Annotated in this window: 26 protein-coding genes; 6 read left to right on the top strand and 20 right to left on the bottom strand. The window is 42.7% G+C overall.

The genetic code is table 11. The annotated features are described in order from the left end of the window. Positions 1-12 precede the first annotated feature (12 nt). The 20 genes from AC23N5_RS18275 to AC23N5_RS18180 form a co-directional block, all read right to left on the bottom strand. Complete coding sequence (locus AC23N5_RS18275; RefSeq protein ID WP_487756688.1) at positions 13-483, bottom strand: hypothetical protein; 471 nt, start codon at positions 481-483, stop codon at positions 13-15. A 14-nt stretch (positions 484-497) separates the two neighbouring features. Next, entirely contained in the window at positions 498-1,199 is a 702-nt protein-coding gene (locus tag AC23N5_RS18270) for a DUF4386 domain-containing protein (protein ID WP_487756687.1), read from the bottom strand. A gap of 4 nt (positions 1,200-1,203) precedes the next feature. Then, the gene (locus AC23N5_RS18265) at positions 1,204-1,659 is read right to left on the bottom strand and encodes a hypothetical protein (RefSeq protein WP_183971664.1); all 456 of its coding nucleotides are present in this window, start codon (positions 1,657-1,659) and stop codon (positions 1,204-1,206) included. Between the two features lie 87 nt (positions 1,660-1,746). Next, positions 1,747-2,310, bottom strand: a complete 564-nt coding sequence (locus tag AC23N5_RS18260) for a Crp/Fnr family transcriptional regulator (RefSeq protein ID WP_487756686.1) — start codon at positions 2,308-2,310, stop codon at positions 1,747-1,749. A gap of 35 nt (positions 2,311-2,345) precedes the next feature. Beyond that, positions 2,346-3,419 (bottom strand): serine hydrolase domain-containing protein, encoded by a 1,074-nt coding sequence (locus AC23N5_RS18255; RefSeq protein WP_487756685.1) that lies wholly within the window; start codon positions 3,417-3,419, stop codon positions 2,346-2,348. Between the two features lie 52 nt (positions 3,420-3,471). Next, complete coding sequence (locus tag AC23N5_RS18250; RefSeq protein ID WP_487756684.1) at positions 3,472-4,098, bottom strand: hypothetical protein; 627 nt, start codon at positions 4,096-4,098, stop codon at positions 3,472-3,474. Positions 4,099-4,183: 85 nt separating this feature from the next. After that, positions 4,184-4,765, bottom strand: coding sequence for a Crp/Fnr family transcriptional regulator (locus tag AC23N5_RS18245; protein WP_183971667.1), 582 nt, complete (start codon positions 4,763-4,765; stop codon positions 4,184-4,186). Positions 4,766-4,788: 23 nt separating this feature from the next. Then, positions 4,789-5,187: a DUF1801 domain-containing protein gene (locus AC23N5_RS18240; RefSeq protein ID WP_487756683.1), complete on the bottom strand. Its 399-nt coding sequence runs from the start codon at positions 5,185-5,187 to the stop codon at positions 4,789-4,791. Positions 5,188-5,492: 305 nt separating this feature from the next. Next, entirely contained in the window at positions 5,493-6,341 is an 849-nt protein-coding gene (locus tag AC23N5_RS18235; RefSeq protein ID WP_487756682.1) for an Rpn family recombination-promoting nuclease/putative transposase, read from the bottom strand. Between the two features lie 512 nt (positions 6,342-6,853). Further along, positions 6,854-7,309 carry a VOC family protein gene (locus AC23N5_RS18230; RefSeq protein ID WP_487756681.1) on the bottom strand — a complete coding sequence of 152 codons (456 nt, stop codon included), beginning with the start codon at positions 7,307-7,309 and terminating at the stop codon, positions 6,854-6,856. After that, the gene (locus AC23N5_RS18225) at positions 7,306-8,355 is read right to left on the bottom strand and encodes a ferritin-like domain-containing protein (protein ID WP_487756680.1); all 1,050 of its coding nucleotides are present in this window, start codon (positions 8,353-8,355) and stop codon (positions 7,306-7,308) included. Before AC23N5_RS18225 ends, AC23N5_RS18230 begins: the two co-directional genes overlap by 4 nt. Positions 8,356-8,370: 15 nt before the next feature. Next, positions 8,371-10,302 (bottom strand): hypothetical protein, encoded by a 1,932-nt coding sequence (locus AC23N5_RS18220; protein WP_487756679.1) that lies wholly within the window; start codon positions 10,300-10,302, stop codon positions 8,371-8,373. Between the two features lie 482 nt (positions 10,303-10,784). Next, the gene (locus AC23N5_RS18215; RefSeq protein WP_487756678.1) at positions 10,785-11,933 is read right to left on the bottom strand and encodes a Fic family protein; all 1,149 of its coding nucleotides are present in this window, start codon (positions 11,931-11,933) and stop codon (positions 10,785-10,787) included. Positions 11,934-12,065: 132 nt separating this feature from the next. Next, entirely contained in the window at positions 12,066-12,188 is a 123-nt protein-coding gene (locus tag AC23N5_RS18210; protein ID WP_487756677.1) for a hypothetical protein, read from the bottom strand. Positions 12,189-12,347: 159 nt separating this feature from the next. Beyond that, positions 12,348-12,566: a hypothetical protein gene (locus AC23N5_RS18205; protein ID WP_487756676.1), complete on the bottom strand. Its 219-nt coding sequence runs from the start codon at positions 12,564-12,566 to the stop codon at positions 12,348-12,350. A 246-nt stretch (positions 12,567-12,812) separates the two neighbouring features. Further along, the gene (locus AC23N5_RS18200) at positions 12,813-13,712 is read right to left on the bottom strand and encodes a hypothetical protein (protein WP_487756675.1); all 900 of its coding nucleotides are present in this window, start codon (positions 13,710-13,712) and stop codon (positions 12,813-12,815) included. A 144-nt stretch (positions 13,713-13,856) separates the two neighbouring features. Continuing rightward, positions 13,857-15,179: a caspase family protein gene (locus AC23N5_RS18195; protein WP_487756674.1), complete on the bottom strand. Its 1,323-nt coding sequence runs from the start codon at positions 15,177-15,179 to the stop codon at positions 13,857-13,859. Between the two features lie 372 nt (positions 15,180-15,551). After that, positions 15,552-16,622 carry an asparaginase gene (locus AC23N5_RS18190; protein WP_487756673.1) on the bottom strand — a complete coding sequence of 357 codons (1,071 nt, stop codon included), beginning with the start codon at positions 16,620-16,622 and terminating at the stop codon, positions 15,552-15,554. A gap of 49 nt (positions 16,623-16,671) precedes the next feature. Beyond that, positions 16,672-17,445 (bottom strand): TatD family hydrolase, encoded by a 774-nt coding sequence (locus AC23N5_RS18185; RefSeq protein ID WP_487756672.1) that lies wholly within the window; start codon positions 17,443-17,445, stop codon positions 16,672-16,674. A 175-nt stretch (positions 17,446-17,620) separates the two neighbouring features. Continuing rightward, positions 17,621-18,619, bottom strand: a complete 999-nt coding sequence (locus tag AC23N5_RS18180) for a glycosyltransferase (protein WP_487756671.1) — start codon at positions 18,617-18,619, stop codon at positions 17,621-17,623. A 108-nt stretch (positions 18,620-18,727) separates the two neighbouring features. On the opposite strand from AC23N5_RS18180, the gene AC23N5_RS18175 reads away from it, so the two are divergent. The 6 genes from AC23N5_RS18175 to atpF all read left to right on the top strand — a co-directional run bounded on the left by AC23N5_RS18175 (position 18,728) and on the right by atpF (position 22,324). Further along, positions 18,728-19,714: an ion channel gene (locus AC23N5_RS18175; RefSeq protein ID WP_183971681.1), complete on the top strand. Its 987-nt coding sequence runs from the start codon at positions 18,728-18,730 to the stop codon at positions 19,712-19,714. A 20-nt stretch (positions 19,715-19,734) separates the two neighbouring features. After that, positions 19,735-19,962, top strand: coding sequence for an AtpZ/AtpI family protein (locus AC23N5_RS18170; protein ID WP_028527127.1), 228 nt, complete (start codon positions 19,735-19,737; stop codon positions 19,960-19,962). A 6-nt stretch (positions 19,963-19,968) separates the two neighbouring features. Continuing rightward, complete coding sequence (locus AC23N5_RS18165; protein ID WP_028527128.1) at positions 19,969-20,337, top strand: hypothetical protein; 369 nt, start codon at positions 19,969-19,971, stop codon at positions 20,335-20,337. A 7-nt stretch (positions 20,338-20,344) separates the two neighbouring features. Continuing rightward, a complete protein-coding gene (gene atpB / locus AC23N5_RS18160; protein WP_183971682.1) occupies positions 20,345-21,364 on the top strand; it encodes a F0F1 ATP synthase subunit A in 1,020 nt (339 codons plus the stop codon). Positions 21,365-21,406: 42 nt separating this feature from the next. Beyond that, a complete protein-coding gene (gene atpE / locus AC23N5_RS18155; protein WP_028527130.1) occupies positions 21,407-21,670 on the top strand; it encodes an ATP synthase F0 subunit C in 264 nt (87 codons plus the stop codon). Positions 21,671-21,829: 159 nt separating this feature from the next. Further along, positions 21,830-22,324: a F0F1 ATP synthase subunit B gene (gene atpF, locus AC23N5_RS18150; RefSeq protein ID WP_028527131.1), complete on the top strand. Its 495-nt coding sequence runs from the start codon at positions 21,830-21,832 to the stop codon at positions 22,322-22,324. Position 22,325: the final 1 nt, after the last annotated feature.

Raw genomic sequence — 22,325 nt, 5'->3', positions numbered from 1 at the left:
TACCGTTTAATTTTATTTTGTTCCAAAAACTGCGGCTAAAAGCAAACTCAATAAACCGATAATATTGGCAATTTGACGGTACTGAAAAATGGTAAACCATTGTTCTCGGACGCTTTGCCAGTTCGCAGGAATCGTATGAACAGACCAGCTGTTGATGACATCATTAATCGGTAAACTGCCTTTTAGCGTGAGTAAAATATCGGCAATTAAAGCGACAAAAGCGATGCTTGCACTGATAAATAACCAAGTTTTGGGGGTTTGAATGGTGAAAATTACCAGCAACAGATTGGCCAATAACGCGGTATAAATCACATATTTGAAATTGGCTCTCATCAGTGTATCAGTCAGTTTTCTGATTTCGAGGTATGATTCCGCATTCAGACCTAACTGTAATTGTTTTAGGGAAAGAATGTACATAAAAGTTTGGCTTGCAATAATGCTGTACGCCAACATGGTGATGAAGAAAACGATTTTTGCTGCCATTTTTTATTGAATTTTTAGATTAAATCACTCTTTTTAATGAACATACTCCCGATAATAATGAGCCAAATGAGCCAAAGTGTGCTACCAAGAAACCCAGCCAAATCCCACACAGGAAAACCGTTGATAACGGTTGCAAATAATTCGGCTTGTGCCAAAAGATAAATCACCGAACTTACTATTCCCAACACATTGACCCATTTGGGCATTAGTTTTAGTTTTGAAAATGCGTAGGTCATCATCAATGTCCAAGTAATGGTAAAAAGTTGCCCAAGATGTTCGCCCAAAATCACCCCGCCAAACTGATGAATGGTTTTGAAAGACACAATAGCCGCCGCTTTGGTAGCTTCGTCCGTAGCATTCACAAACGTATCGGAAAGAACGGGTACTACAAAAGTCCATCTCAATAAACCAATCATTTGCACCACCAATCCAATTATGCCAATCGAGGTAGCTGTGCGAACTGACGGAATTTTATTCTCCAATTTTTGACCCATCATACTATACGCAGGAATCAGCGGCAAACCCGTAACGGCAAACGCAAACCAAGTCCAGATTAACGAATTGCCACCTTCGTAAAATCGTTGTAAAACGCTTGCGGTATCTTTTCTCAAAATATCGGGATAATCAAAACTCATGGTGAGCATTGTGTAAGGAATGAGCAATGCAACGGCAGCTATAATCAGTAAAATACCGATTGTTTTTGAATTATTTTTCATAGACTTAAAAGAAAAATGAATAACTAATACCTGGTGTTGGATTAATTTTTAAATCGTGGCCTTTAGAAGCGACTGCTATTCCGCCGATGCGCAGGTTAAGACCTTTCCAAACCATCCATCGGAAACCAGCTTCCATTCCCAACGCATTTTGGTCTTTGTAGTCTAAATTGATGCCTCGTAAATACGAAACGCCTGCATAAAAAGAAGAAGGATTTTCTTTTTTACCAACGGGTAAAAACCAAGCAGTAACGCCTGTTTTGATGAATTTTGTGGTAACGCCCGATTCAAAAGCAGTGATGTAATAACCCGCGTGAACCGAAATTTGTTTGTGACGATATTCTACGCCAATAGAAGGATTTCGGAAACCATTAATGCTGATTTCATTGTTTGAAAAACGGCTTTGCGAGAAAGCGACAGACGATAAAAGAAGTGCGAATAATGTAAAAAATACTTGTTTCATTTTGATTTGCATTTTGATTGTTAATTGATGATGCAAATTTCCTGATTCAAGATTTCTTTCTACTAGACAAATGTCCAAAAGCGAAAATCAGCGGATTTTATTTCTAATTCGGCTCAAATGTCGCGGTGTAACGCCCAGCATCGACGCCAAATGTTGTAGCGGAATGTGTTGCAAAAGGTGCGGTTCGGTTTTGAGAAGTTTTTCGTAGCGTTGTTCGGCAGTAAGCACAATCAAATCGTGACGGCTTGCATCGATGCCACAAATACTGGCTTCTAACAAACCGATGTAGAAATCCTTGAAAGCTGGAATTTCGGCCACCAACATTTTTAGGTTGGTCTTAGAAACCAAGCTAATGCTGCTGTCTGTTAACGCTTTTACGTTTTCGAGGGCAGGTTTTTCGCCGATGAAACTATACACCGACGCAAAAAAAGTATTTTCGATAGACACATACGAAGTTACTTCTTCGCCGTCTTTGATGACGTAGTATTGAAACATTCCACTTTCTACCAAACCGATGTGTCGGCTTATTTTGCCTTCTTCCACCAGGAAATCGTTCTTGTTGAAATGCCGCAATTCAAAGGCGTTAAGAATTTTTTCAAGGTCTTCCCCCGAAAAACCAAGTGACTCGAAATAGGATTGTACTTTTCGCATAACTTAAATTTAATGGGGGAAGTGGTGAATTAGTATCAGTAATTCTCTTTAAGTTTTCGCATCAAAAGCCGCACGCCTTGTTGGGTGTCGGGGCTGAACGAGTTGGTAAAAATAAGGTAAGCTTTGTTTTTGAGTCGGTCGATGTGGGCAATGGTATAGTAGGTGCCAACTGTACCCGAATGAGTCGAAAGTTCGTTGCCGTTTTCGTAAATGTTGTACCAGCCGAGGGAGTAATTTTTAATACCCTTGTGAATAAACTGATAGGTGGCAGGAGCGAGGTAGTTTTTTTTGCCACTTAGCCCTTGCAAATTCAGTTGGATAAACTTGACGTAATCGGTGAGACGCATGTTGATGTCCCCCGCAGGTTCCGTATAGTCCAAATGGTAATCGAAAGTGGAGGGGACAGGCTGCAATTTGCCGTTTTCAAAGCTGTGTCCCCACGTATCTTTATGTTTCTGATTTTCGGGCCAAGACAATTGGACGTTTAGCTTGAGTTGTTTGTTCAATTCTTCGTCCACCAACTGCTCCCAACTTTTGGCAGTTACTTTTTCCAGCATCAGGGTCGCTAGGGTATAACTTGCGTTGGAATAAATAAAGGGAGTATTTTCGTCTATTTTTACGGGGTCGAGGGTAAGAACAAAGGCCCCAAACTGCTTCCTTTTTTGCGGATTTGTCCCCTTAAAAGCGGGAATTACGGGGTCATTTTCTCCCTGAAAAGGCAAAATTCCTGCTTTGTGTGAGAGTAAGTCCTGCAAAGTAATGGCGGCATAGGCAGGTTTACTTTTCTTTTTCCATTCGGGAAATACCTCAAAAAACTTCATTGTCCATTTTAGCTTGCCTTTTTCCACATACTTGGCAATGATAAAAGCCGTCATGGCTTTGGTGTTGGAGCCAATGTGGAAGCGGTCGGCTAGGGTAGCCGTGTCGGTGAGTGCGATAGAATGCCTTCCCAGTGCGGCGATTTCTAAGGTAGAATTAGCATCGACGACGGCATAGTTAATTTCGGGAATGTGGTAAGCTTTGCGGATTGAATCGGCAAAAGAAACCGTTTTTTGGGCTAAGCCACAAGTGGCACTTAGCAAAAAGAAGGCAGCGATTGCAATTTTCATTTTGGTTCTGTCGGCTGTTTTCTGTTCCACATTGCAAGTTACGGACGAATGATTAAAAATTAAACCCAAAATGAAAGCCTGGTTCTCCCCAGACGAATTTCGACCATTTATCATCCAACTGTTTGAATCCATCAGGTAATGTTGTGTGATAAGCACGGTGGGTAATGGCAATGGAGGGTTGAATAAAAAACTTGTCCTTGAAAAGTTTGATGTGATAACCAACGCGGTAGGTGTTGAAAATCTGAAAGCCATTGTCAATGTTTTTGCCGTCAGTATTCACGAATTTTTGCAACGTTGGCATGACATTCAGTTCGGCGTATAACCCTTGCCACAAAAAACGTTGGTACGCCACCGAAACGCCATATTCACGAACATACCCTGGGAATTTTTCTTCTGGTTTTCCGTAGGCTTTGTTTAAAAAGGGGTGAATCCCATTCGGCCAAGCATATTTCCATGTTTTTGGTTCTAAGGTAATTACATCTTTTCCCGTAATACGATAACCAATGTTGAGTTGGGCAAAGTTGGGGGGATTGGTCGTGGCCAAATTGCCCAATAAAAATACCGTACTGCCAACAAACCACTTTTTATAGGTGTTTTCTTGGTTGGCATATTGTGCCTTCACCTGTGAACTAATTACGAGCACTAAGGCGAGTGCAATCCATAAATTTTTCTTTTGCATGTCTGTTTTCATTTGTGTTAAACGATGCTGCAAAAGTAGAAGTAGGGATTGCCTAACCTCGTTCACTTAAGTTAAGAAATACATCTCAGCTTTTGTCTTTTTCTGTAATTCTGGCGCGTAGTCGGCTCAACGATTGGGGTTTAATACCCAAATAGCTGGCTAATTGGTGTTGTGGGACTCGCTGAATCAGGTCGGGTCTTTTATGGAGTAAGTTCAGGTAGCGCTGCTCGGGGGAAGAAGTCTTGAACTCGTCAAAGTCTATACGTTGTTTGGCCAACAATTCTTCCGATAACATCCGACACATGATTTCAAACTTAGGAAACTTGCTGTTGACTTCTACCTCCATGTCCGAATTTGAAACGGTAAGAATGCTGTCTTCTACGCAACTGACGTAATAGTCGGATGGCATTTTGTTTATCACGCAAGGAGGCGTTAAGGCTTCCATTTCGGTGTAGAAAGCAGTGGTTTTTTCTTCCCCGTCCAAAATATAATAGCTTCTAATACAGCCTTTTAGTACGAAGTAGCTCTCTTTCGATTTTTGACCTTCCTTGAGTAAAATCGTCCCCTTCTTGACAGAGTGAAAGAGGTCTAACGAAAGCAGGACGTTTTTTTCATCGTCGGTCAGAGTGATGTATTTTGAAATAAAGTCAAACAGGGTGTTTTTCATGATTTGGCTGTTGCTATTGTTGGTTATACTTGGTGCAAAGGCGTTGCATTTATCCATTCGTTGACAATCTCTATCAATTCCGATTTTCCATTTTCGATGTCCTCCAGACTTTTGAAAGTTATAATTGCGCGGTCATTTTCTTTCCAGACCAACCTCTTACTTTTATTCGCAATTAGTTTGTCTTCAGGCTGTGCTTGTTTGCTTACACCTCTATGAAAAATCAATTGAACTTGTTTCGTGGGAGGTTGAATTCTCATTGTAATTCTATCCGCATTGCCAACGCAGTAGTTGGGGCCATTCCATTTTATATTTTCTGTTAAATCTGGATTTGCAGATAAAAGGTAGTTTCTTAATTCCTCTATTTCTTCTCTGAACGGATGATTTTGCTCGTCCAAGAATTTTGTTACTTCAGTATTTTTCATTTTGTTAATGCCTTATCTCTTACAGAATACGCTAAGGTAGTTTAATTTGATTATTTTCCGATAGCGCGAGTGTTCCACTCGTGCTTACTATCCCAAGGCTTCTAGCCTAGGTTAGGAACCGAAAGGCTAGAAGTTTGTTGATAAAGGCCACTTGTGGGGGGCACGCGGTATCGGAGGTTGGGAGCACTCACTGCCAAGCTAGCCGCTCGCCCGAGTTCCGTTCAATCCCAAACACTTTCAGGAGTTTCATGGCGTGGTTTTCAGCTACTACGAAACCTTAATTATTGGGCATAGTGCATTTTGTCCTACAACTTGTCGATTTCGTCTTTTGACAAGCCTGTATATTTCATTATTTTGTCAATAGGCTCTTTGTCTGATTTCATTAATCTAGCCATTTCAATTTTTCCTTCAATTTTTCCTTCAACTTTTCCTTCGCCAAAAGCGGTGTCAATAACACCTTTTAAGTCTCGATACGTTTTCAAACTGTTTTCATAATTGTCCAATTCAGCTTGGCCAAACTTGGCAAGTTCTGCTTTCTCAAAGGCTTGGATAAATACTTCATCCTTGAAAATTGTTGGAATGGTTTGAAAATCCTCCAAATGCTTGATAAAATACAACCACTTGTCCAAACGGGTCTTTAACTCATCTTCCTTCTGTTTGAAATTAGGCATTTCAAGGTAGATATAGGTCAGCTTGTTATAAAAAGTCTTACCGTTTTGATTTTTCAACTTGATGGTATGAACAACTTCGCTTTTTTTAGGTTCATTTTCGTAGTTGTCAAACGTAAAGTCAAGAATGCCAACACAATAAACAGCTTTTAGATTATAATTCCAGTCACCTTTTTCGGCTTGTTCTCGAATAGGGAAAGTCGAATAATAGATAGTCCTTTCCTTAAAATAATTTTGTTTTGCTTTTTGTAGTTCTACAATGAATTTTTCGCCCTTTTCGTTTTCACAATAGATGTCATAAATAGCTTTACGGTCAGCGTCGGTTTGTCCTAAATGTTCTGTATTTTTAAAGTTCAGGTCAACGATTTTGCTGGTTTGAGGCAAAAGAGCGTTCAAAAAGTCAATCAATAATGGTTTACTTGCTTCTTCTCCGAAGATTTTCTTAAATCCAAAGTCAGTAAAAGGGTTTACATATTTTGCTTTCATCGCTTTATCTACAATTAGTAAGCAAAGATAACCAACTTTCTGATAGCGCGAGTGTTCCACTCGTGCTGACTATCCCAAGGCTTCGAGCCCAGGCTGACAGTCGAAAGGCTTATAAAGGCCACGTGTAGGATGCACGCGGTATCGGGGGTTGGGAACACTCACTGCTATAGCTGGCCGCTTCTTGCTCCAGAGGAACCAAATCTTCGTAGAAATAAATAATTTCCATCTCCTAAAGCCCCGTCGGTGCGGCCGACGGGGTTTTAGGGAGGGGTTTATTATTTTTCCTACTACTACAAATGTTTTGCCTCTCCGAGGCTGTTTTTTTTAATGCGTTTAACCTATTAAAATAGATAATTCACTATAAATACCAAAAGAGCATTTGTAATGCTCTTATAGTGAGGTGTTTTTCGATTGTGCAGTAGCGACGAATAAACCCAAAATGCGCAGCCCTTTTTCATCCCGTCCCAACCAGCAAGTTGGGGCGGGATGTTCCTTTGTCCCCTAACACTCAGCTACTTTTTCCCCATGTTCTGCCTAATCACAAAGGAATTGTTATCAGGGTCGCAGAAGAAAAAGAAAAGGTCAACGTAGCCTTCGTCGGAGGTGTTGGAAATGATGTATTTGTCATCGCCTTCGCCACCGCCCATTGGCATCACTACCACCCCTTGCTGGAGCAAATCCTGTAAAGTCGCCTTTATATCGTCCACGATAAAACTCGGCACCGTGCCGTTGGCAGGCATGGATGGATAAGGCGCGTCAATGTCTTTGTACAGCCCAATGGTGAAAGTCCCTCCCTGTGCGCAAGGGGCATTCATTTCGACATAGGAATTGGTGCCGTAGGTGCCTCCGTCGCTGATGGTATAGCGTTCATCCACGGTAAAGCCAAGCACATTCTCGTAAAATGCCCGTGAGCGCAGCACGTCGCTGACTGATAGTTTGGTGACTAATTGTTGTAATTGAAAGTTCATAGTTGGGTAGTGGGTTGCACAAATTCATACGACGGCCCGATGGTGTAGCCATCCTGCCCTGGGAAAGGCATTTCGGCGAGTTTTTGGCAAGCAAGCCGCAAATCAAACATAAGTCCGATGGTGTTATTGAGGTTCTCGGGATGGCCGTTGAAAGTTTGGTGCAGCCCAAAAAGTAGGTTACTGTACGTTTGATTAAACGAGTCCAACAACCGACGTTCTTCGGAGCCTTCGGGCAACATCTCCGCTTTGGTGTTGGGGTACAACGGAAGCACGTTCGAGGGGTCAAACGGGATAGCGGGTCCCGTAAACGAATAACCGTTGGGGGCATTGGGGTCTCTGACGAGTTCTCTGCCTTTGTACAATTCCTCAAACTTATAATAGTGGGCGAGTTCGTCGTCGGTGCCCAACGGCGACACTTCGCTTCCTTCGCCTTGTTCTACGATGACGTTGATGGCATTGATGGCGTCCGTTTTGGTCAGGATGGGGTAGAGGAGGTCGGAAGAGAAAAAGCTGGAAGTCACTTGTTTGGCGGGATTGCCAGGCAATTCGTCGGGGGCGAGCTCGGCTATTTTGGCCTGCAATGCCCGATAAAAATCGCCGATGGTTTTGTAGGTAGCCTCGGTCGCTGCCAGTGCCATGGTTTTAAACTCGATGGGGTTTTCGGGTTCTTCAATTTCCATAAAAACGTTTTGTACCACATCGAGGGAGTATTTTTCGATGCCCACAATGAGCGAACCGCCAATGCCCATGGGTAAATGCGTGGGGTAATTGGGGACAAAATCGGGGCGTGAAATGGCGGGGCATCCGCCCACGGCATTGAGGATGTTGGCCGCAATGGTCATGTGCAACATCTCTTCAATCACAATCGAGTGGATGACCTTTCGGATGTCAGACTCGGTATTGGCCTTAAACGAAAACAACGCGGTTAGGTACGGAGGAATGGTGGAATGTTCCAACTCAATGGCATTTTGCAGCATCGGAAAAAGCTCCGCTAAGCTTTTGGCATTTTGAACCGCACTTACAAATTTTGGACTTATCTTGAGCATGATGGTTTTTCAGGTTTAGAATTCAAACAAATTGGTTAACGCTGGGAAATTAATCAAAGAGCCATTTTTGGCTTTGGTGGCCTCGGCCAACTTTTGTTGCTGCTCAGAAGGCGCTGCTGTATCGAGCTCGGCGTTGGCGTCAACGCTTTTCAGTTTTATTCCTTTGGCGGCAGCGGTGGTGGGGTCATCAACGATGGGGTTGTCCAACCACTTCAAAATTGTGAGTCGTTTGGTCTCTGATAAGTCCCGCGTGGCAGGCATGTAGATGGGGTCGTGGATGTCGCGGGTAAAGGCAAATTTCAAGATGTCCTTTTTGGCAATCATTGCTTGTGGATCAGCAAAATTGATGAAGTACTTGCTCATGATGGGGTAGAGGTTGGCAAACTGCGTCATCATGTCCGAAATGTCGCTCCAAGTGGGGGTTTCGGGGATGGGGAAATCGTCCCGTAAATGGATAGAAATAGACATGGGCGCGGCTCCAGGAATGGCGCTGTCGGGTTGCTGATTGGCCAAGGTGTAGTCCAATAGGTAGATTTGCCCGTCGATATACACCCGTGGCGAATGGATGCTGTTGCCCGTGATTTCGATTTGGGCCATGCCTTGGGCGTTGGTTTGGCACGAAGGCGCAAAACTCAACCCGTCCTGAGGTTTGTTGTTGCCGTAAGTAATAGAAATCGGGGGCGAATTTTTGTCTTTGGGCGTATCGGGCGTGGGCGGCTCCATCGTAATCGTTATTTCGGTTTGCGGTAGCGGCTGTCCGTACTGATACGCGTAGAGGTTGACCGTCACTTTTTGGTTGGTGTCGATGCGCTGCACAAAATTATCGGCGCGGCACACGATGCCGTCAATGGCTTCACGGGCAATCAGCAGGTATTGGGTAGAACTGCTACCCGCTGCTACGAGAACCAACTGGTTGTTTTTCAGGTTATTCACTACGTCTGCCGACAGCAGATTGAAATCGACAATGCCGCAGGTGCTATTGAGCCAAGTGGAACCTTGTTGGTACGGGACTTTGCCAATGATTTCAAGCTGACTGCTGTCGATGAGTACGTTTCTGATGGCGGGCGGGTTGGTAAGTGGTTGCTTGCTGACCGCCAAGTAGAAATCATTGGTCGTATTGATGGTTCCGATGGAATCGGCAATGGGAAACGAACCGCCCAAGTCAATCGACAAGCGGGCGTTGGCAGCATCGAATAGAAAATTGGAACCGCCAAAGACTTGGCCTCGTTGATAAACCCCGTACAATCTCCGCGCGGGGGCAAACAAATCAGGCTCATTTTCAAACCACGGGCCGATGCTTCCCAGAATTTTTCCGAGCGAAAAGCGCCCGTCGGCGTGGGCGTAGTAGTAGCCAAAGCCGTTGAGGTTGATGCTGATTTTGTTTTGTTGGGTTTTGGCCTTCAATGCCATCAAAATGGGTGATTTTTCGGCCAATTTTCCGTACTTGACGTCTTCCAGCACCGACGTCCACGAAGCACCCATGGGTTGACCGTTGGGTTGTCCGCCGTTGGTTTGTCGGCGTTGCAAATCTCGAAAACCCGTGGGTTTGATTCTTCCTTCGAGCAACAACTCATTGTGGGCCGAAAGGATTCGGAAAGTCACGCCCCAAAGCTCCGACACCATTTGTTGGTCGGGGTCTAAGTCCACCATTTTGCCTGAGTTTCGCCCTTCGGCGCCCGTCACTAGCTGCCCAATGATGCCATCCAAGGCAGAGTCGGTAATGATCGTGCCGTTTTCGTTGGTGGCTTGCTGAATCGTGCAGTTTTGAAAGCCAAAGGTAGCACCGCCTTCGGGGTTCCACCAGCCGTTGGTCGCTCCTTGCCCAGGAAGCTGAAAGCTCGACTCAAACGTAGCGTTGTTGTAGTGCTGCGTGTCGTTGTTGACGGTGGAAACATCCGAGGAAAAGTCTCCAGAGAATACAATTCTAGGGAAATGTAAATAAGACATGTTTTTTTGGTTATTGGTTATGGGAATTACGAATGACGGGGGGGAGTCCATAGTCGATAGACCATAAGTTTTAGTCCACGGTTGATAGACCATAGTCCATGGTTTTTGGTCGATAGACTATAAGTTTTAGTCCACAGTTGATAGACCATAGACCACGGACTATCCAATATGGGACTATAAACCACGGACTATCGACCATCGACCACGGACTATCGACCATGGACTATCGACTATGGACTATTATAAAAAGTTTGTTTGGGTTCTTTTTCATAAAACGTTGTTAAAATAAATTAGGGAAAATGCCCGTGAGGGCGGGGAATGTGCATAGGCGTATGTAAGCCTAAGCGAGTAGTACGGGTTTTTTCTAACGTTGTTGTGTTGAGTTTTTTTACAGTGCTAATATAGAAAAGCTTTTTGAATAAAAAAACATATAACTACAAAGAATTTGCCGCCGAGGTGGGAATGGGGATGGCTATTTCTTTCTACGAAGATACAGATGTTTTCTCGTCCGCTATTTTCGGTATTCTTATGTTTTTTGGACTTATAATAATGTAATTTGTTTTCTTTCCACTGTCTTCTGCTTTCAACATTTCTTTTGCGACCAAATCTTGCAAATCACGTAAAGCTGTGTCTGAGGAGCATTTGGTAAGTTTGGCGTAAGTGGATGTTCGTAAAAATCCCACTTCTTTGCCGTAATTGTCATACAGATAATTGATTACAAGTCGTTGTCTGTCGTTAATATTTGTTGACTTGTGTTGGTCCCAAAAGTGTGCTTTGTCCAAAATGATTTCCAAATTTTGCTCACTTGCCATTAACGCCCTTTCAAAACAGCCGAGAAACCATTCTAAATATAGTGTGATGTCTGATGTTCCTTTTTGTGCTTTTTCAATAATGTTGTTATAGTGTTTATGTTCTTTGAAAATTTGGTTTGATAAGCTGTAAAAACGAATTTTACTATTATCGCTTTTTGCTAACCACATATCTAAAATGGCCCTCGCTATCCGTCCGTTGCCGTCATTAAAAGGGTGAATGGTAACAAACCAAAAGTGAGCAATGATAGATTTCAGAACCAAATCCAACCTTTTTTCACTATTCAACCAATTTAAAAATTGTTCCATTTCGTGTGGAACTCTGTCGGCTGATGGTGCTTCAAAATGTATTTTTTCTCTGCCAAAAATGCCCGAAACAACCTTCATACCCCCTGAACGATAGTTGGCAACATCAATTTGCTGGTAACCGCTAAAACCTGTTTGAAAAAGTGAGTGATGCCAACCTAAAAGGCGTATTTCTGTGAGTGGTTTGTCGAAATTTTGGGTAGCATCCAAAATAACATCAACAATCCCTTCGATGTTTCGGGGTGTCTGTACAAAATCAGCATTTTCAATACCTAATTTTCGGGCAATAGACGAGCGAACAAGTTCAGGATTTATAAATTCACCTTCAATTCTTGATGTATCTACAACCTCTAAAATAAGCGATTCTAAAGTGGCACGTTCTATAAAATCGAATCCTAAACTTTCCATACGACCCAATAAACGTCCTTGTAAATGCCTTACAGAGGCCAAGACAGGCGATAACTTGTCGTTATCCCAAACAAAGTTTGTCCAATTTTCTCTTTCGTGTATGTACATAATTACCGCCGCAAAATATGCGGTGAAAATAGGGCTTTTACACCGCAAAACAATTTTTTGCTTCTAAAATGTTGAATTTAGCACTTCACTTTCATAGTAAAATTGAGCATGACAAAAAAGAATACTGATATGCTACAAGAAAATACGCTCATCCATCGCGCCATTGGATAAGTGCTTGATTTTAAAGGGATAGTGTTTTGTACGTAGTGTTTCGATACTTGGCCGCAGCTCAAGTACGTCCAAAGGAAATTCCATACAACTGCTAGGCTAGCCGCCCGCCCGAGTTTCGTTCAAGACTGGGCGCTTTCGGGAGTTTCATGGCGTGGCTTTCAGTCGCCACGAATGCTTAGTTATTGGGGGTTGTGCTTTTCTTTGCCAGCCAAGTGCCAATTAGCAAAAAAGTCCATCAAGTGTTTATTTTGATGTAAGTCTTTGCTTTACAGATTTAACAAAGTCCACCGAAACACCAGCAATGTCCGCAATTTGTTCAAGACTATAATTTAGTTTTGTCAAAAGGCTTTCAATAATTTTCTCCTGTCCACGAAGATAGAGAACGTCTCTTTCTTCTTTGATGTATTCTGCGATGCTGTCCATAGGTCCACTTGATGGGCGTTTTTTCTTTTTGGCTTCCATGAAGCAGAGTTACTAAAAATAGTAAGTGTATTAATTGGCTTTAGTATCCACTGGTGGCACGAGCGGGACATACACGCTATCAGCGTAGTTACACACCCGACGATAACTCCATAATAAAATAAAAAGGTTTGGTGAGCACTTACCGCTAGGCTGGCCACCCGAGCTTCATTCGAGACTGGGCGCTTTCTGGAGTTTCATGGCGTGGCTTTCAGCCACTATGAAACCTTAGTTTTTGGTAAAAGTATTTTAAAAAGGCGAGCCATCTAACTGTTCATTATCTTCAAGAATGTTGTTTGTCGATTTCCAGTTTGTCGTATTTTGTGAATTATCAGTTTCTAATCTTTTACAATAGCCACACTTTTTAAATCCTAAAGCTTCTAGTAAATTTTCAGCAAATTGAAGTTCAGGATTAAGTTTTACACGATAGTATTCTAGTAAAAGTTTTTTAATTGGAAGTTTAAACTTCATGTGATAGTCTTTCAGGAACTCTTTTACTTCTTCGTTAGAATACCTAGTATTGTTATTGAATTGCTTGTCAGTAAAAGCAGAACCTGAACTCTTTCCAAATGCCTTTAATAGTGTTGTGTTCTTGGGGTTAGCGTAATAAAATTTACCAGCATCTTTAAGTAGTTTGTCAATTTTTTCTTCTAATTCTCTTAATGAATAGTTCTTGAATTCATCGAAACCAGAATTTTCATAATTTATTGCTTTTGGATTGTATGTTATTCCAAATGCCATCTGTAACCTCACAACAAATATATCTGGCTTTTCTAGTAAATAAGAACTCTGCTTGAACCATTCACGAAATCTTTCAATTTCTGCTTCCCCTCTCTCTTTAATTTCATTAGGTAGTTCAAAATTTCGAAAATCGGAAGATAATCGTTCGCATTTGCTGTCTGTATGATATGCTGGCTGCTGCTCTTTATAAACATATTTCTTTGTGTCGTATGCTACAATAGGGTCATAGATTTCATTAAAATACTTTTCTGGGTCTTTCATTAATTCTTGAACTGCCAACAAACAATTTTCTTCATACTGGCCAAATATGTAAATCTTGGCCTTGTATATTTCTCCATCAAGTTTCACTTTTTTGAAATTATTCCTTGCTACGATTCTATAGCTGTTATGCGATGTTATGTATGCCATAGTATTTCTGTTAATGGTTTGGATTTTCATGAATAGAGTGATGCTAAAACCAAAATTTTTTGTCTACCATGTCGCTCAATAGTATTCCTATTTATGAAATTATTCTGTTTAGATTGCCTTTTTTTAATACTATTTTTATTGTAGTTATATTTTGAATTTTATTTTGTCAATAGGAATTTTTAAATTTCCACAAGCTTTCATTGCGTGAGGAAATAAATTCATAAAATCTAATGTAAAAAATGTATCATTAAAATAAAAATCAACGCTAGAAGAATATGCATAAGTTGAATGTTTTTTAAGTATTTCTTTACAATCATCTTCTCCATATTTTTCTATCATTTGAAATAAAAAATTTTCCAAGCTAGAAAAATCACTATAGTCTAAAATGTCGTATAGAGAAATTTTTCTTTCTGGTTTAAATGCAAAATTTATACTATAAATATAATGATTTGGGTAGGCTCCACCGAAATAATCAATACGTCGGATTGTCATACTTAGAAAGTTTTCATTTAAAGTATGAATATTGTAGCCCACATCAAGATAAAAATCTATCTCATTATCTCTTGATATGGAATAATTATTATCCTCAGTTACAAAAACACGGATATCACTTATGATTGAATATCCTAATTGTTGAACAAATGTATTGATGAAATTATTATTGAAGTACTTGTTTTCATTGAAAAATGGTATTTCAAAGGTGCTATTAATATTTAATTCTTGATTAATTTCTAATGGGATTTGTATGGTTTTAATAATAGTAGAACCTTCTACCTTCCGTCTGAAAAAAAACATTCCTCCTTTGTCCCCTGAATTTATCAAAGAGCCAAACTCGGGTGTTTGCGCCCTTTTTTGACTAAACTTCAATATTGTTTTTTCGGAAAGTTGGTTGAATGACAATGTTTTTGAAGTATTTTCCTTTAATACATTTATTAAAACTGTATTAAATGGACTATTTTCAACTCCGTCGCTAACCTTTTCTAATCCTCCCGAAGTTAATGCTTGTCTTGAACACTTTCCTTCTAAAACTGTTGTACCACCACCTCTATTTAGTTCAAATATTGCACCTGAAAAACAGCTATCTGAGATTAAAGCAATATGTTTTGCAGGTGAGGCATTAAAGAATTTTAGTAAGTCATTAAGATTGAACCAAGTTGTAACATCACTCTGTTTTGAGTCATAGCATAACCAATACGTTGTTCTTAAAATGGGATTGAACTCGCCGTGTCCAGCGAATAATAAGAGTATATTGTCTGAATCCAAAGAATTGATAAACTCATTATATAGTTCTTTGTACAAAAATGATAGTGTAGTTTGTTCAGGCCTTGTGAATAGTTCAATTGAATCAAACTCATATAAATTTGTTAATGTATCTATAAGTAAGTTGATGTCTTTCGAGCAGTTTTGAAGATTCTTAATTGACGAGTCAAAATATTCATCTATTGCAATTGCTATTATCTTGTTCATTTTGGTGAGGTGAATAGTTGCAGCTAATTTCTAAATACATGAAATTTTTGTCGTACTTTTTGTATTGTCCACTCCCTTCTTCCGCTCAAAAATACCCGTACAGATAAAACAAAACAATGCCTTTCGTTTTGTTTCACCAAAAACTTATCAAACGGTCATGCGAGGGTAAAATAGGGTAAGGTACTGGTAGGTGATAAATTTCATAAAACGTTGGCAATTATTTCAACCACTCTTGCATCCCTCTTTGGCGGATGTTTATGTTGGTTTGTAAATACGTACTAAAGGGTAGCCGCTCTAAAAACTAATCGTCTAATTCCTAAAAAATTTTTCAAACAGGGTGAGTGGAGTAGCAGGGGGTAGGTTAACTCCCCCCTACCAAACCGTCATTTCGCCCACAAGTGGCTGGGCGAGGAGGGTTTTGATGCGGTCGGGGTCAGTTTCTTGGCCAAAAACCCACATCATTTTGGTGATGGCGGCTTCGGTGGTGATGTCAGCGCCGCTGATTACCCCAATCTTGTCAAACCACGTACTGGTTTGGTAGCGTCCTTGCATCACGCGCCCGCCGTCGCACTGCGATACGTTCATAATCACCACGCCTCGGTCGGTAGCGTCTTTGAGTTCTTGCAAAAACCACGGCAGCGTAGGGGCATTTCCTGCGCCAAAAGTCTCCAAAACAACTCCTTTTAGGTGGTTAATCTCCAAAATCGAGCGTACTACGTTGGGCGTAATGCCAGGAAACAGCTTGAGAATCGCCACGTTTTCGTCGAGCGTGGGGCACAGTTCAAAAATACTGCCCAAGGCGGGCGTGGCAATGTAGGGGAGGTGGTACTCAATCGTCACGCCCACTTCGGCCAACGGCGGGTAATTGTCGGAACGAAAGGCGTTGAATTGCGAGGTTTCTTTCTTTTTGGCGCGGTTGCCACGGAGCAGCACATTCTGAAAATAAATGCACACTTCGGGGACCATCGGTTGGCCGTTGTGCTGCGCCGCCGCAATCTCCAAGGCCGTAATAATGTTTTCGCGGGCGTCGGTGCGGGCTACCCCGATGGGCAGTTGCGCACCCGTCAAAATCACGGGTTTTTGGAGGTGTTGGAGCATAAAACTCAGCGCCGAGGCGGTGTAGGCCATGGTGTCGGTACCGTGCAAAATCACAAAACTGTCGTAAAAATCGTAGTTGCGCCGAATCAACTGCCCCAGCTCTACCCACACGTCGGGGCGCATGTTAGAGGAGTCCATGATTTGCTCCAAGCTGGTAAAGGTAATCTCAAAATCGAGGCGTTTGATTTCGGGGAGTCGGTCCAAAATCTGCTCAAAATCGAACGGGACAAGCTGCCCTTTTTCATAGACCATTCCTAGGGTTCCCCCCGTATAAATAACCAAGACCGAAGCCCGTGGGCGGTTGGGCAGTACTGGATTGATGGTGACGGTTTTGTAAGAAAACATGATAGCGAATGACGAGTTGATGAATGACGAATGACGAATGAAAACGTGCTTACATTTTTAGCGCATTTTCGGTGGTTTGTTGGGCAATGGTCTCGACGCTTACCTGCATCAAATCCGCGACGCGCTGCGCAATGAGCGGGATGTAGGCGACTTCGTTGCGCTTGCCTCGGTAGGGGACGGGTGCTAGGTAGGGGCAGTCGGTTTCTAAGACGATGTGCTCTAAGTCGATGTAAGGGAGGACTTTGTCGAGACCGCCGTTTTTGAAGGTTGCTACGCCTCCCACGCCTAGTTTAAAGCCGAGTTCGATGGCTTTTTGGGCTTCTTCCAACGTACCCGTAAAGCAGTGGAAAATGCCTTTGAGCTGCGGATTGGCTACTTTTTCTATCAGTTCCACCACTTCCCAAAAGGCGTTGCGGCTGTGGATGTCAATCCAGAGGTTGTGTTTGAGGGCGAGGCCGCACTGTACCAAAAAGGCTTCTTTTTGCTGTTCGACAAAGGTTTTGTCCCAGTACAAATCCATGCCTATTTCGCCAATGGCGACAAATTTTTGAGCGGAGGGGCTTTCCTGCGCTTTGTTAAGCCACTCTTCAACGATGTATAATTCTTGCTTAAAATCTTCTTTGACGTAGGTGGGGTGTAGGCCCATCATGGGCAAACACACGTTGGGGTATTGCTCGGCCAAGGCCATCATGCCGTCGATGGTCGTGTGGTCGCAGTTAGGCATCCATATTTGCTGAATACCTGCTTGAAACGCCCGTTCGAGCATGGCTTCGCGGTCGTCGTTGAATACTTCGTCGTAAATATGTGCGTGGGTTTCTATCATTTTATAAGTTGTAATTTTTTTAGTGTCGAGGGTAGAGTGTCGAATGGAAGGTCGAGTGTAGAGTGCAGAATGTCGAGTGTTTCTAATCCACGTTGGGTTGTAAGCAACCCTCCCCACGGAATGTCAGGTTGTGAGCAACCCTCCTCACTAAAACTCGACATTCTACATTCGACATTCAAAAATAGTTTCTTCCTTTCCACTGGGTGTTTTTGGTTGTATAAAAGTTAATCAGCATGGTAAAGTTCATTCCGAGGTGATAAAACCAGAAAAACGGTGCTCCCAGCATCAGCGTGTTGAGCTGCAACCAACTGAGGCTACCCACAAGCCAAGCGGTGGTAAAAACGTAGCTGGCAAAGGTTAAAAAGAGGGCCGTTTTTGGGAAAAAGAGGGCTAAAACGAGCAAAATTGGAATCAGCAGGCCGTTGAGATAGACCCCAATCCGCTGTCCCCACGGCAGCGACATGGCTCCGTACATCCAGCGTTTGCGTTGGATTAATAATTCTTGAAAGGTCGGAACAGGCTTTGAAATCGTCAACACGCGGCGGTCGAAAAGTTGTTCAAACCGAAAACCCTTTTCCAAAATAGCCCTGAAAAGTGCGTAATCTTCGGTGATTGAAAACGGGATGCCTTCGTAGCCACCCACGGCGTCGTAGGCTTGGCGAGTGGTGGCCATGTTGTTGCCCATGGCCGTGACGGGGATGCCAAACAGGCCAAAAAGCCGCATGAGCGAGAGGTAAAAAAGCCACTCCATGCCCTGAAAGACCCCTAACCCCCAATGAGGAAATGGAGGTATTTGCATGGTGGTGATGCCCGTTACTACCCCCACGTTGGGTTTAAAATGCCGCAGCATTTCTTGGATCCAATCGGTAGGTACTTCGATGTCGGCGTCGGTAAAAAATAGGTACTCGCCCGTGGCATGGTGCGCGAGCTGGGCCAACACGTTGGTTTTTCCTTTTAAATTAGGGAGGGTATGGGCGATGCTAACTAATTTAAAATGAGGCTTGTTGTGAATAAAGTTGCGAACAATGTCTGCCGTTTCGTCGGTCGAGGCATCGTCGCCCACGAGCACTTGGAGGTGCGATTTGGGGTAGGTCAGTGCTTCAACCGACTGCAAGCATTCGAGGATATTGGTTGCTTCGTTGCGTGCTGCAATGAGAATGGAGACTTTCTTCACAAGTTCGTTTTTTCGGCAAAGGTAAACGACTGTCGTGGAACAAAAGTGAAGGATTTCGGATTTATGTATTCAATCCTCTCTAAACCATCCTTAATGTACGAACAAACAATGAAAACAAATAGACTTATCAATTCAATTAAAAAAAGTGCGCTTTTGGAGCGCGAAGAACAGCGGGTAGAACTTGGTTTTGGAACGCAGCTCACTGGTTTACAGGGCAGATTGGTCAATCCCGATGGTAGTTTTAATGCCAAACGGGTCAACGTGTCTTTCTGGGCGTGGGCTGATATTTTTCACCGACTGACGTTGTTGTCTTGGCCGCGTTTTTTTGTGGTTGTTTTTCTCATCTACTTTGTGGTTAACTGCCTATTCTCGCTTCTTTACTTGGTCATTGGGGTCGAAAATTTGCAAGGTATTCACGGGACGGGCGTGGTGGATAAATTTTGGGGAGCCTTCTTTTTTAGCGCCCAAACGCTCACGACGGTAGGATATGGGCACGTATCGCCTGCGGGATTGATGGCAAGTGCTTTGTCGTCGGTCGAGTCGCTGGTGGGGGTGTTGGGTTTTGCCATTGCGACGGGTTTGGTTTATAGCCGTTTTTCTCGCCCTGTTCCTAAGATACTATTTAGCCAAAATGCTATTTTTGCACCTTATCTCGACATCAACGCGTGGATGTTTCGGATGATTAACGAGAGTCCCAATGAGTTGGTGGACGTGAACGTGTCGGTGTCGTTATCGCGTTTAGAAACCCTACCGTCGGGGCAGCGAACGCGTAAGTATTATCCGTTGAAACTGGAGCGAAACCAAGTAAATTTTTTCCCCATGCACTGGACGCTCGTTCATCCTTTGACGGAAGAAAGTCCTTTGTACGGCGTCACCGAAGAAGGGTTGAGAGATTCGGATACGGAGATACTGGTGTATATTCGCGCTACGGAGGAAACATTTTTGCAGCCGGTTCATGCCCGCTACTCGTACCGATACGAAGAGATTACGTGGGGGGCTAAATTTAGACCCATGTTTGACGGCACCAAAGTGGACGGGATTGTCAGGGTGGATGTCCAAAAAATTCATGAATTTGACAAGGTTTCTCTCAACTAACGCTTTTAACAAACAAACGAATGAGCACCCCTACCGACCCTAAGCAGGAGAAACGTTTTACCTCTAACTATGCCAAATATTCGGGCATTGCGTTCCAAATGTTGGGCACAATAGGCTTGGGGGTGTATGCTGGATTGAAGCTCGACGAATGGTTGGCCTACAAGTTTCCACTTTTCACGCTGGTGCTTTCGTTGGGTTCTGTAGGGGCTTCTTTATACCTTATGATTGTGCAAGTAAAAAGCGAATAAGAAATTATGCTTCGGACAATATTATTTTCTGCAATTATTGGAATTGTATTTTTTACAGCCGAATACTTTGGCTTTGGTGCCATTTTGCCAAAAGAAAAATGGTTTATTTTAGCCTTCTTTTTTACGTTATCTATCCTTCAGCACAGGATATTATCCTTTGGTTTTCAGGACGATAACGACAAATTTGTGCAGTTTTATTTGGCATCGGCAGTGATAAAGCTGATTTTGTGTATGGTATTTGTTGCCGTATTCGTCTATTTGCAAGTAAATGAGGTAGTTTCGTTCATCATTACCTTTTTTGCATTATATTTATTTTATACTTGCTTTGAAGTTGTCGGAATGTATCGTAACTTGCGCCGCGATTTGAAACCGTAGAGCAATAATGAAACATATTTCAATCCGTCTATTTGTACTTTTCTTATTTTTAGCGGCCATCGTATCGCCGCAAGTAATGGCCGAAGAACCTCACAAACACGGTGAGAAAGAGAAATTTAACGCAGGTGAAATGATTATGCACCACGTGGCAGATGGCCACGAGTGGCATTTTGCAACCATCGGTCACACGCACATTTCAATTCCGCTTCCAGTCATTATTTATGACGAAAGCAAAGGATTCAAAGTTTTCTCTTCAAGCCACTTCTACCACAGCGAAGACGGTACGTACGAAGGATATAAACTAGAGCACGAACACATCACGGCATTGGACGGCTCACACGTGAAAGATTTCTCAATCACAAAAAACGTAGCATCGTTGATTCTCAGCTTTGTTTTGTTGTTGACTATTTTCTTGACAGTTGCCAAGTCGTACAAGGAGCGTACAGGAAAATCGCCAAAAGGTTTGCAGTCGGTTCTTGAGCCCATCATCATTTTTATTCGTGATGAAGTGGCGAAAAGCAACATCGGTGAAAAACACTACCGTCGTTTTACGCCGTATTTGTTGACCTTGTTCTTCTTTATTTGGATCAACAACTTGCTTGGTTTGTTGCCAGGTGGCGCCAACTTGACAGGTAATATTGCCGTGACGATGACGCTTGCGGTGATTACGTTCATCGTTGTCAACTTCAATGGTAAAAGCACGTATTGGACGCACATTTTTGCCATGCCAGGCGTTCCAAAATGGATGTTGATTATCCTTACTCCCGTAGAAATTGTTGGTTTGTTCATGAAACCATTCTCATTGATGGTTCGTCTTTTTGCCAACATCACGGCGGGTCACATTATCTTATTGAGCTTTTTGAGCATGATTTTCATTTTTGAAAGTCTTGCAGTAAGCCCAGCGGTTGCCATCTTCTCTACCTTTATCAACCTTATTGAGTTGTTGGTAGCGGCTTTGCAAGCGTACATTTTTACGGTACTTACAGCTTCGTACATCGGTGCAGCCGTAGAAGAGCATCACCACTAATTTTTGTAAACTTTATTTTTTCATATATAATCAATTACAATCATGTTGCTTAACATTTTGCTTCAAGAAGCCGCTCAGAGCAGCGCATCACTTGGTTACATGGGTGCCGCTATCGGTGCTGGTCTTGCTGCTATCGGTGCAGGTTTGGGTATCGGTCGTATCGGTAGCTCAGCTATGGAAGGTATCGCTCGTCAGCCAGAAGCTTCTGGAAAGATTCAAGGTGCTATGTTGATCGTTGCGGCCTTCGTTGAAGCCGTTGCCCTCTTCGGTGCCGTTATCGCCTTGTTGGTAGTTTTGTTGAAGTAATTCATCGTCCTACCAAAAGTGGTTTCTTGACCGTTGTGTACATTAGGTACCAGCATCCGTTAGTAACTGCTTAAAGATAGACCATTCTCCAGTTGCAAGCAGTAGGCAAGCTTCTGGAGAATGATTAGTAAATAGAAACTCATAAGCTATTTCAATATCATGGAATTAGTAACCCCCCAACTCGGCCTCATATTTTGGCAATTAGTATTCTTCGGAATTTTGTTGTTCTTGTTGGCTAAACTTGCTTGGAAGCCAATTTTGTCAAGCTTGAGCGAGCGCGAACACCAGATCCAAAGTGCTTTGGACTTGGCTGAAAAGACGCGCGCCGATATGGCAAAATTGCAAGCTGACAACCAACAATTGTTGGCAGAAGCCCGCGCAGAACGCGATAGCATCTTGAAAGCAGCAAAAGAATCTGCGGATCGTATCATTGCAGAATCTAAAGACAAAGCAACAGTAGAAGGTAAGCGTATCATCGAAGATGCCCGCGAAACCATCAGCAACGAACGTGCTGCCCTTGTTGCCCAAATGAAAAAAGAAGTTGTTACCATTTCGCTTGAAATAGCAGAAAAGGTACTTCGCAAAGAATTGAGCGATAAGTCGGCACAAGAACAACTTGTGGCTGATTTGGCAAAAGAAGCTAGACTTAACTAAG

This window comes from Runella sp. R5_40 (assembly GCF_057652295.1).
This window is presented reverse-complemented; position numbering and strand designations above follow the sequence as displayed.

What these genes read in the sequence shown, in the direction of transcription:
- AC23N5_RS18240 (WP_487756683.1), bottom strand. Translation starts at nt 5,187, where the DNA reads ATGAAAAATACTGAAGTAACAAAATTCTTGGACGAGCAAAATCATCCG.
- AC23N5_RS18230 (WP_487756681.1), bottom strand. Translation starts at nt 7,309, where the DNA reads ATGAACTTTCAATTACAACAATTAGTCACCAAACTATCAGTCAGCGAC.
- AC23N5_RS18205 (WP_487756676.1), bottom strand. Translation starts at nt 12,566, where the DNA reads ATGGAAGCCAAAAAGAAAAAACGCCCATCAAGTGGACCTATGGACAGC.
- AC23N5_RS18250 (WP_487756684.1), bottom strand. Translation starts at nt 4,098, where the DNA reads ATGCAAAAGAAAAATTTATGGATTGCACTCGCCTTAGTGCTCGTAATT.
- AC23N5_RS18260 (WP_487756686.1), bottom strand. Translation starts at nt 2,310, where the DNA reads ATGCGAAAAGTACAATCCTATTTCGAGTCACTTGGTTTTTCGGGGGAA.
- atpB (WP_183971682.1), top strand. Translation starts at nt 20,345, where the DNA reads ATGAAACATATTTCAATCCGTCTATTTGTACTTTTCTTATTTTTAGCG.
- AC23N5_RS18220 (WP_487756679.1), bottom strand. Translation starts at nt 10,302, where the DNA reads ATGTCTTATTTACATTTCCCTAGAATTGTATTCTCTGGAGACTTTTCC.
- AC23N5_RS18270 (WP_487756687.1), bottom strand. Translation starts at nt 1,199, where the DNA reads ATGAAAAATAATTCAAAAACAATCGGTATTTTACTGATTATAGCTGCC.
- AC23N5_RS18165 (WP_028527128.1), top strand. Translation starts at nt 19,969, where the DNA reads ATGCTTCGGACAATATTATTTTCTGCAATTATTGGAATTGTATTTTTT.
- atpF (WP_028527131.1), top strand. Translation starts at nt 21,830, where the DNA reads ATGGAATTAGTAACCCCCCAACTCGGCCTCATATTTTGGCAATTAGTA.
- AC23N5_RS18175 (WP_183971681.1), top strand. Translation starts at nt 18,728, where the DNA reads ATGAAAACAAATAGACTTATCAATTCAATTAAAAAAAGTGCGCTTTTG.
- AC23N5_RS18245 (WP_183971667.1), bottom strand. Translation starts at nt 4,765, where the DNA reads ATGAAAAACACCCTGTTTGACTTTATTTCAAAATACATCACTCTGACC.
- AC23N5_RS18170 (WP_028527127.1), top strand. Translation starts at nt 19,735, where the DNA reads ATGAGCACCCCTACCGACCCTAAGCAGGAGAAACGTTTTACCTCTAAC.
- AC23N5_RS18190 (WP_487756673.1), bottom strand. Translation starts at nt 16,622, where the DNA reads ATGTTTTCTTACAAAACCGTCACCATCAATCCAGTACTGCCCAACCGC.
- AC23N5_RS18215 (WP_487756678.1), bottom strand. Translation starts at nt 11,933, where the DNA reads ATGTACATACACGAAAGAGAAAATTGGACAAACTTTGTTTGGGATAAC.
- AC23N5_RS18195 (WP_487756674.1), bottom strand. Translation starts at nt 15,179, where the DNA reads ATGAACAAGATAATAGCAATTGCAATAGATGAATATTTTGACTCGTCA.
- AC23N5_RS18210 (WP_487756677.1), bottom strand. Translation starts at nt 12,188, where the DNA reads ATGGAATTTCCTTTGGACGTACTTGAGCTGCGGCCAAGTATCGAAACA.
- AC23N5_RS18265 (WP_183971664.1), bottom strand. Translation starts at nt 1,659, where the DNA reads ATGAAACAAGTATTTTTTACATTATTCGCACTTCTTTTATCGTCTGTC.
- atpE (WP_028527130.1), top strand. Translation starts at nt 21,407, where the DNA reads ATGTTGCTTAACATTTTGCTTCAAGAAGCCGCTCAGAGCAGCGCATCA.
- AC23N5_RS18185 (WP_487756672.1), bottom strand. Translation starts at nt 17,445, where the DNA reads ATGATAGAAACCCACGCACATATTTACGACGAAGTATTCAACGACGAC.
- AC23N5_RS18225 (WP_487756680.1), bottom strand. Translation starts at nt 8,355, where the DNA reads ATGCTCAAGATAAGTCCAAAATTTGTAAGTGCGGTTCAAAATGCCAAA.
- AC23N5_RS18235 (WP_487756682.1), bottom strand. Translation starts at nt 6,341, where the DNA reads ATGAAAGCAAAATATGTAAACCCTTTTACTGACTTTGGATTTAAGAAA.
- AC23N5_RS18255 (WP_487756685.1), bottom strand. Translation starts at nt 3,419, where the DNA reads ATGAAAATTGCAATCGCTGCCTTCTTTTTGCTAAGTGCCACTTGTGGC.
- AC23N5_RS18275 (WP_487756688.1), bottom strand. Translation starts at nt 483, where the DNA reads ATGGCAGCAAAAATCGTTTTCTTCATCACCATGTTGGCGTACAGCATT.
- AC23N5_RS18200 (WP_487756675.1), bottom strand. Translation starts at nt 13,712, where the DNA reads ATGGCATACATAACATCGCATAACAGCTATAGAATCGTAGCAAGGAAT.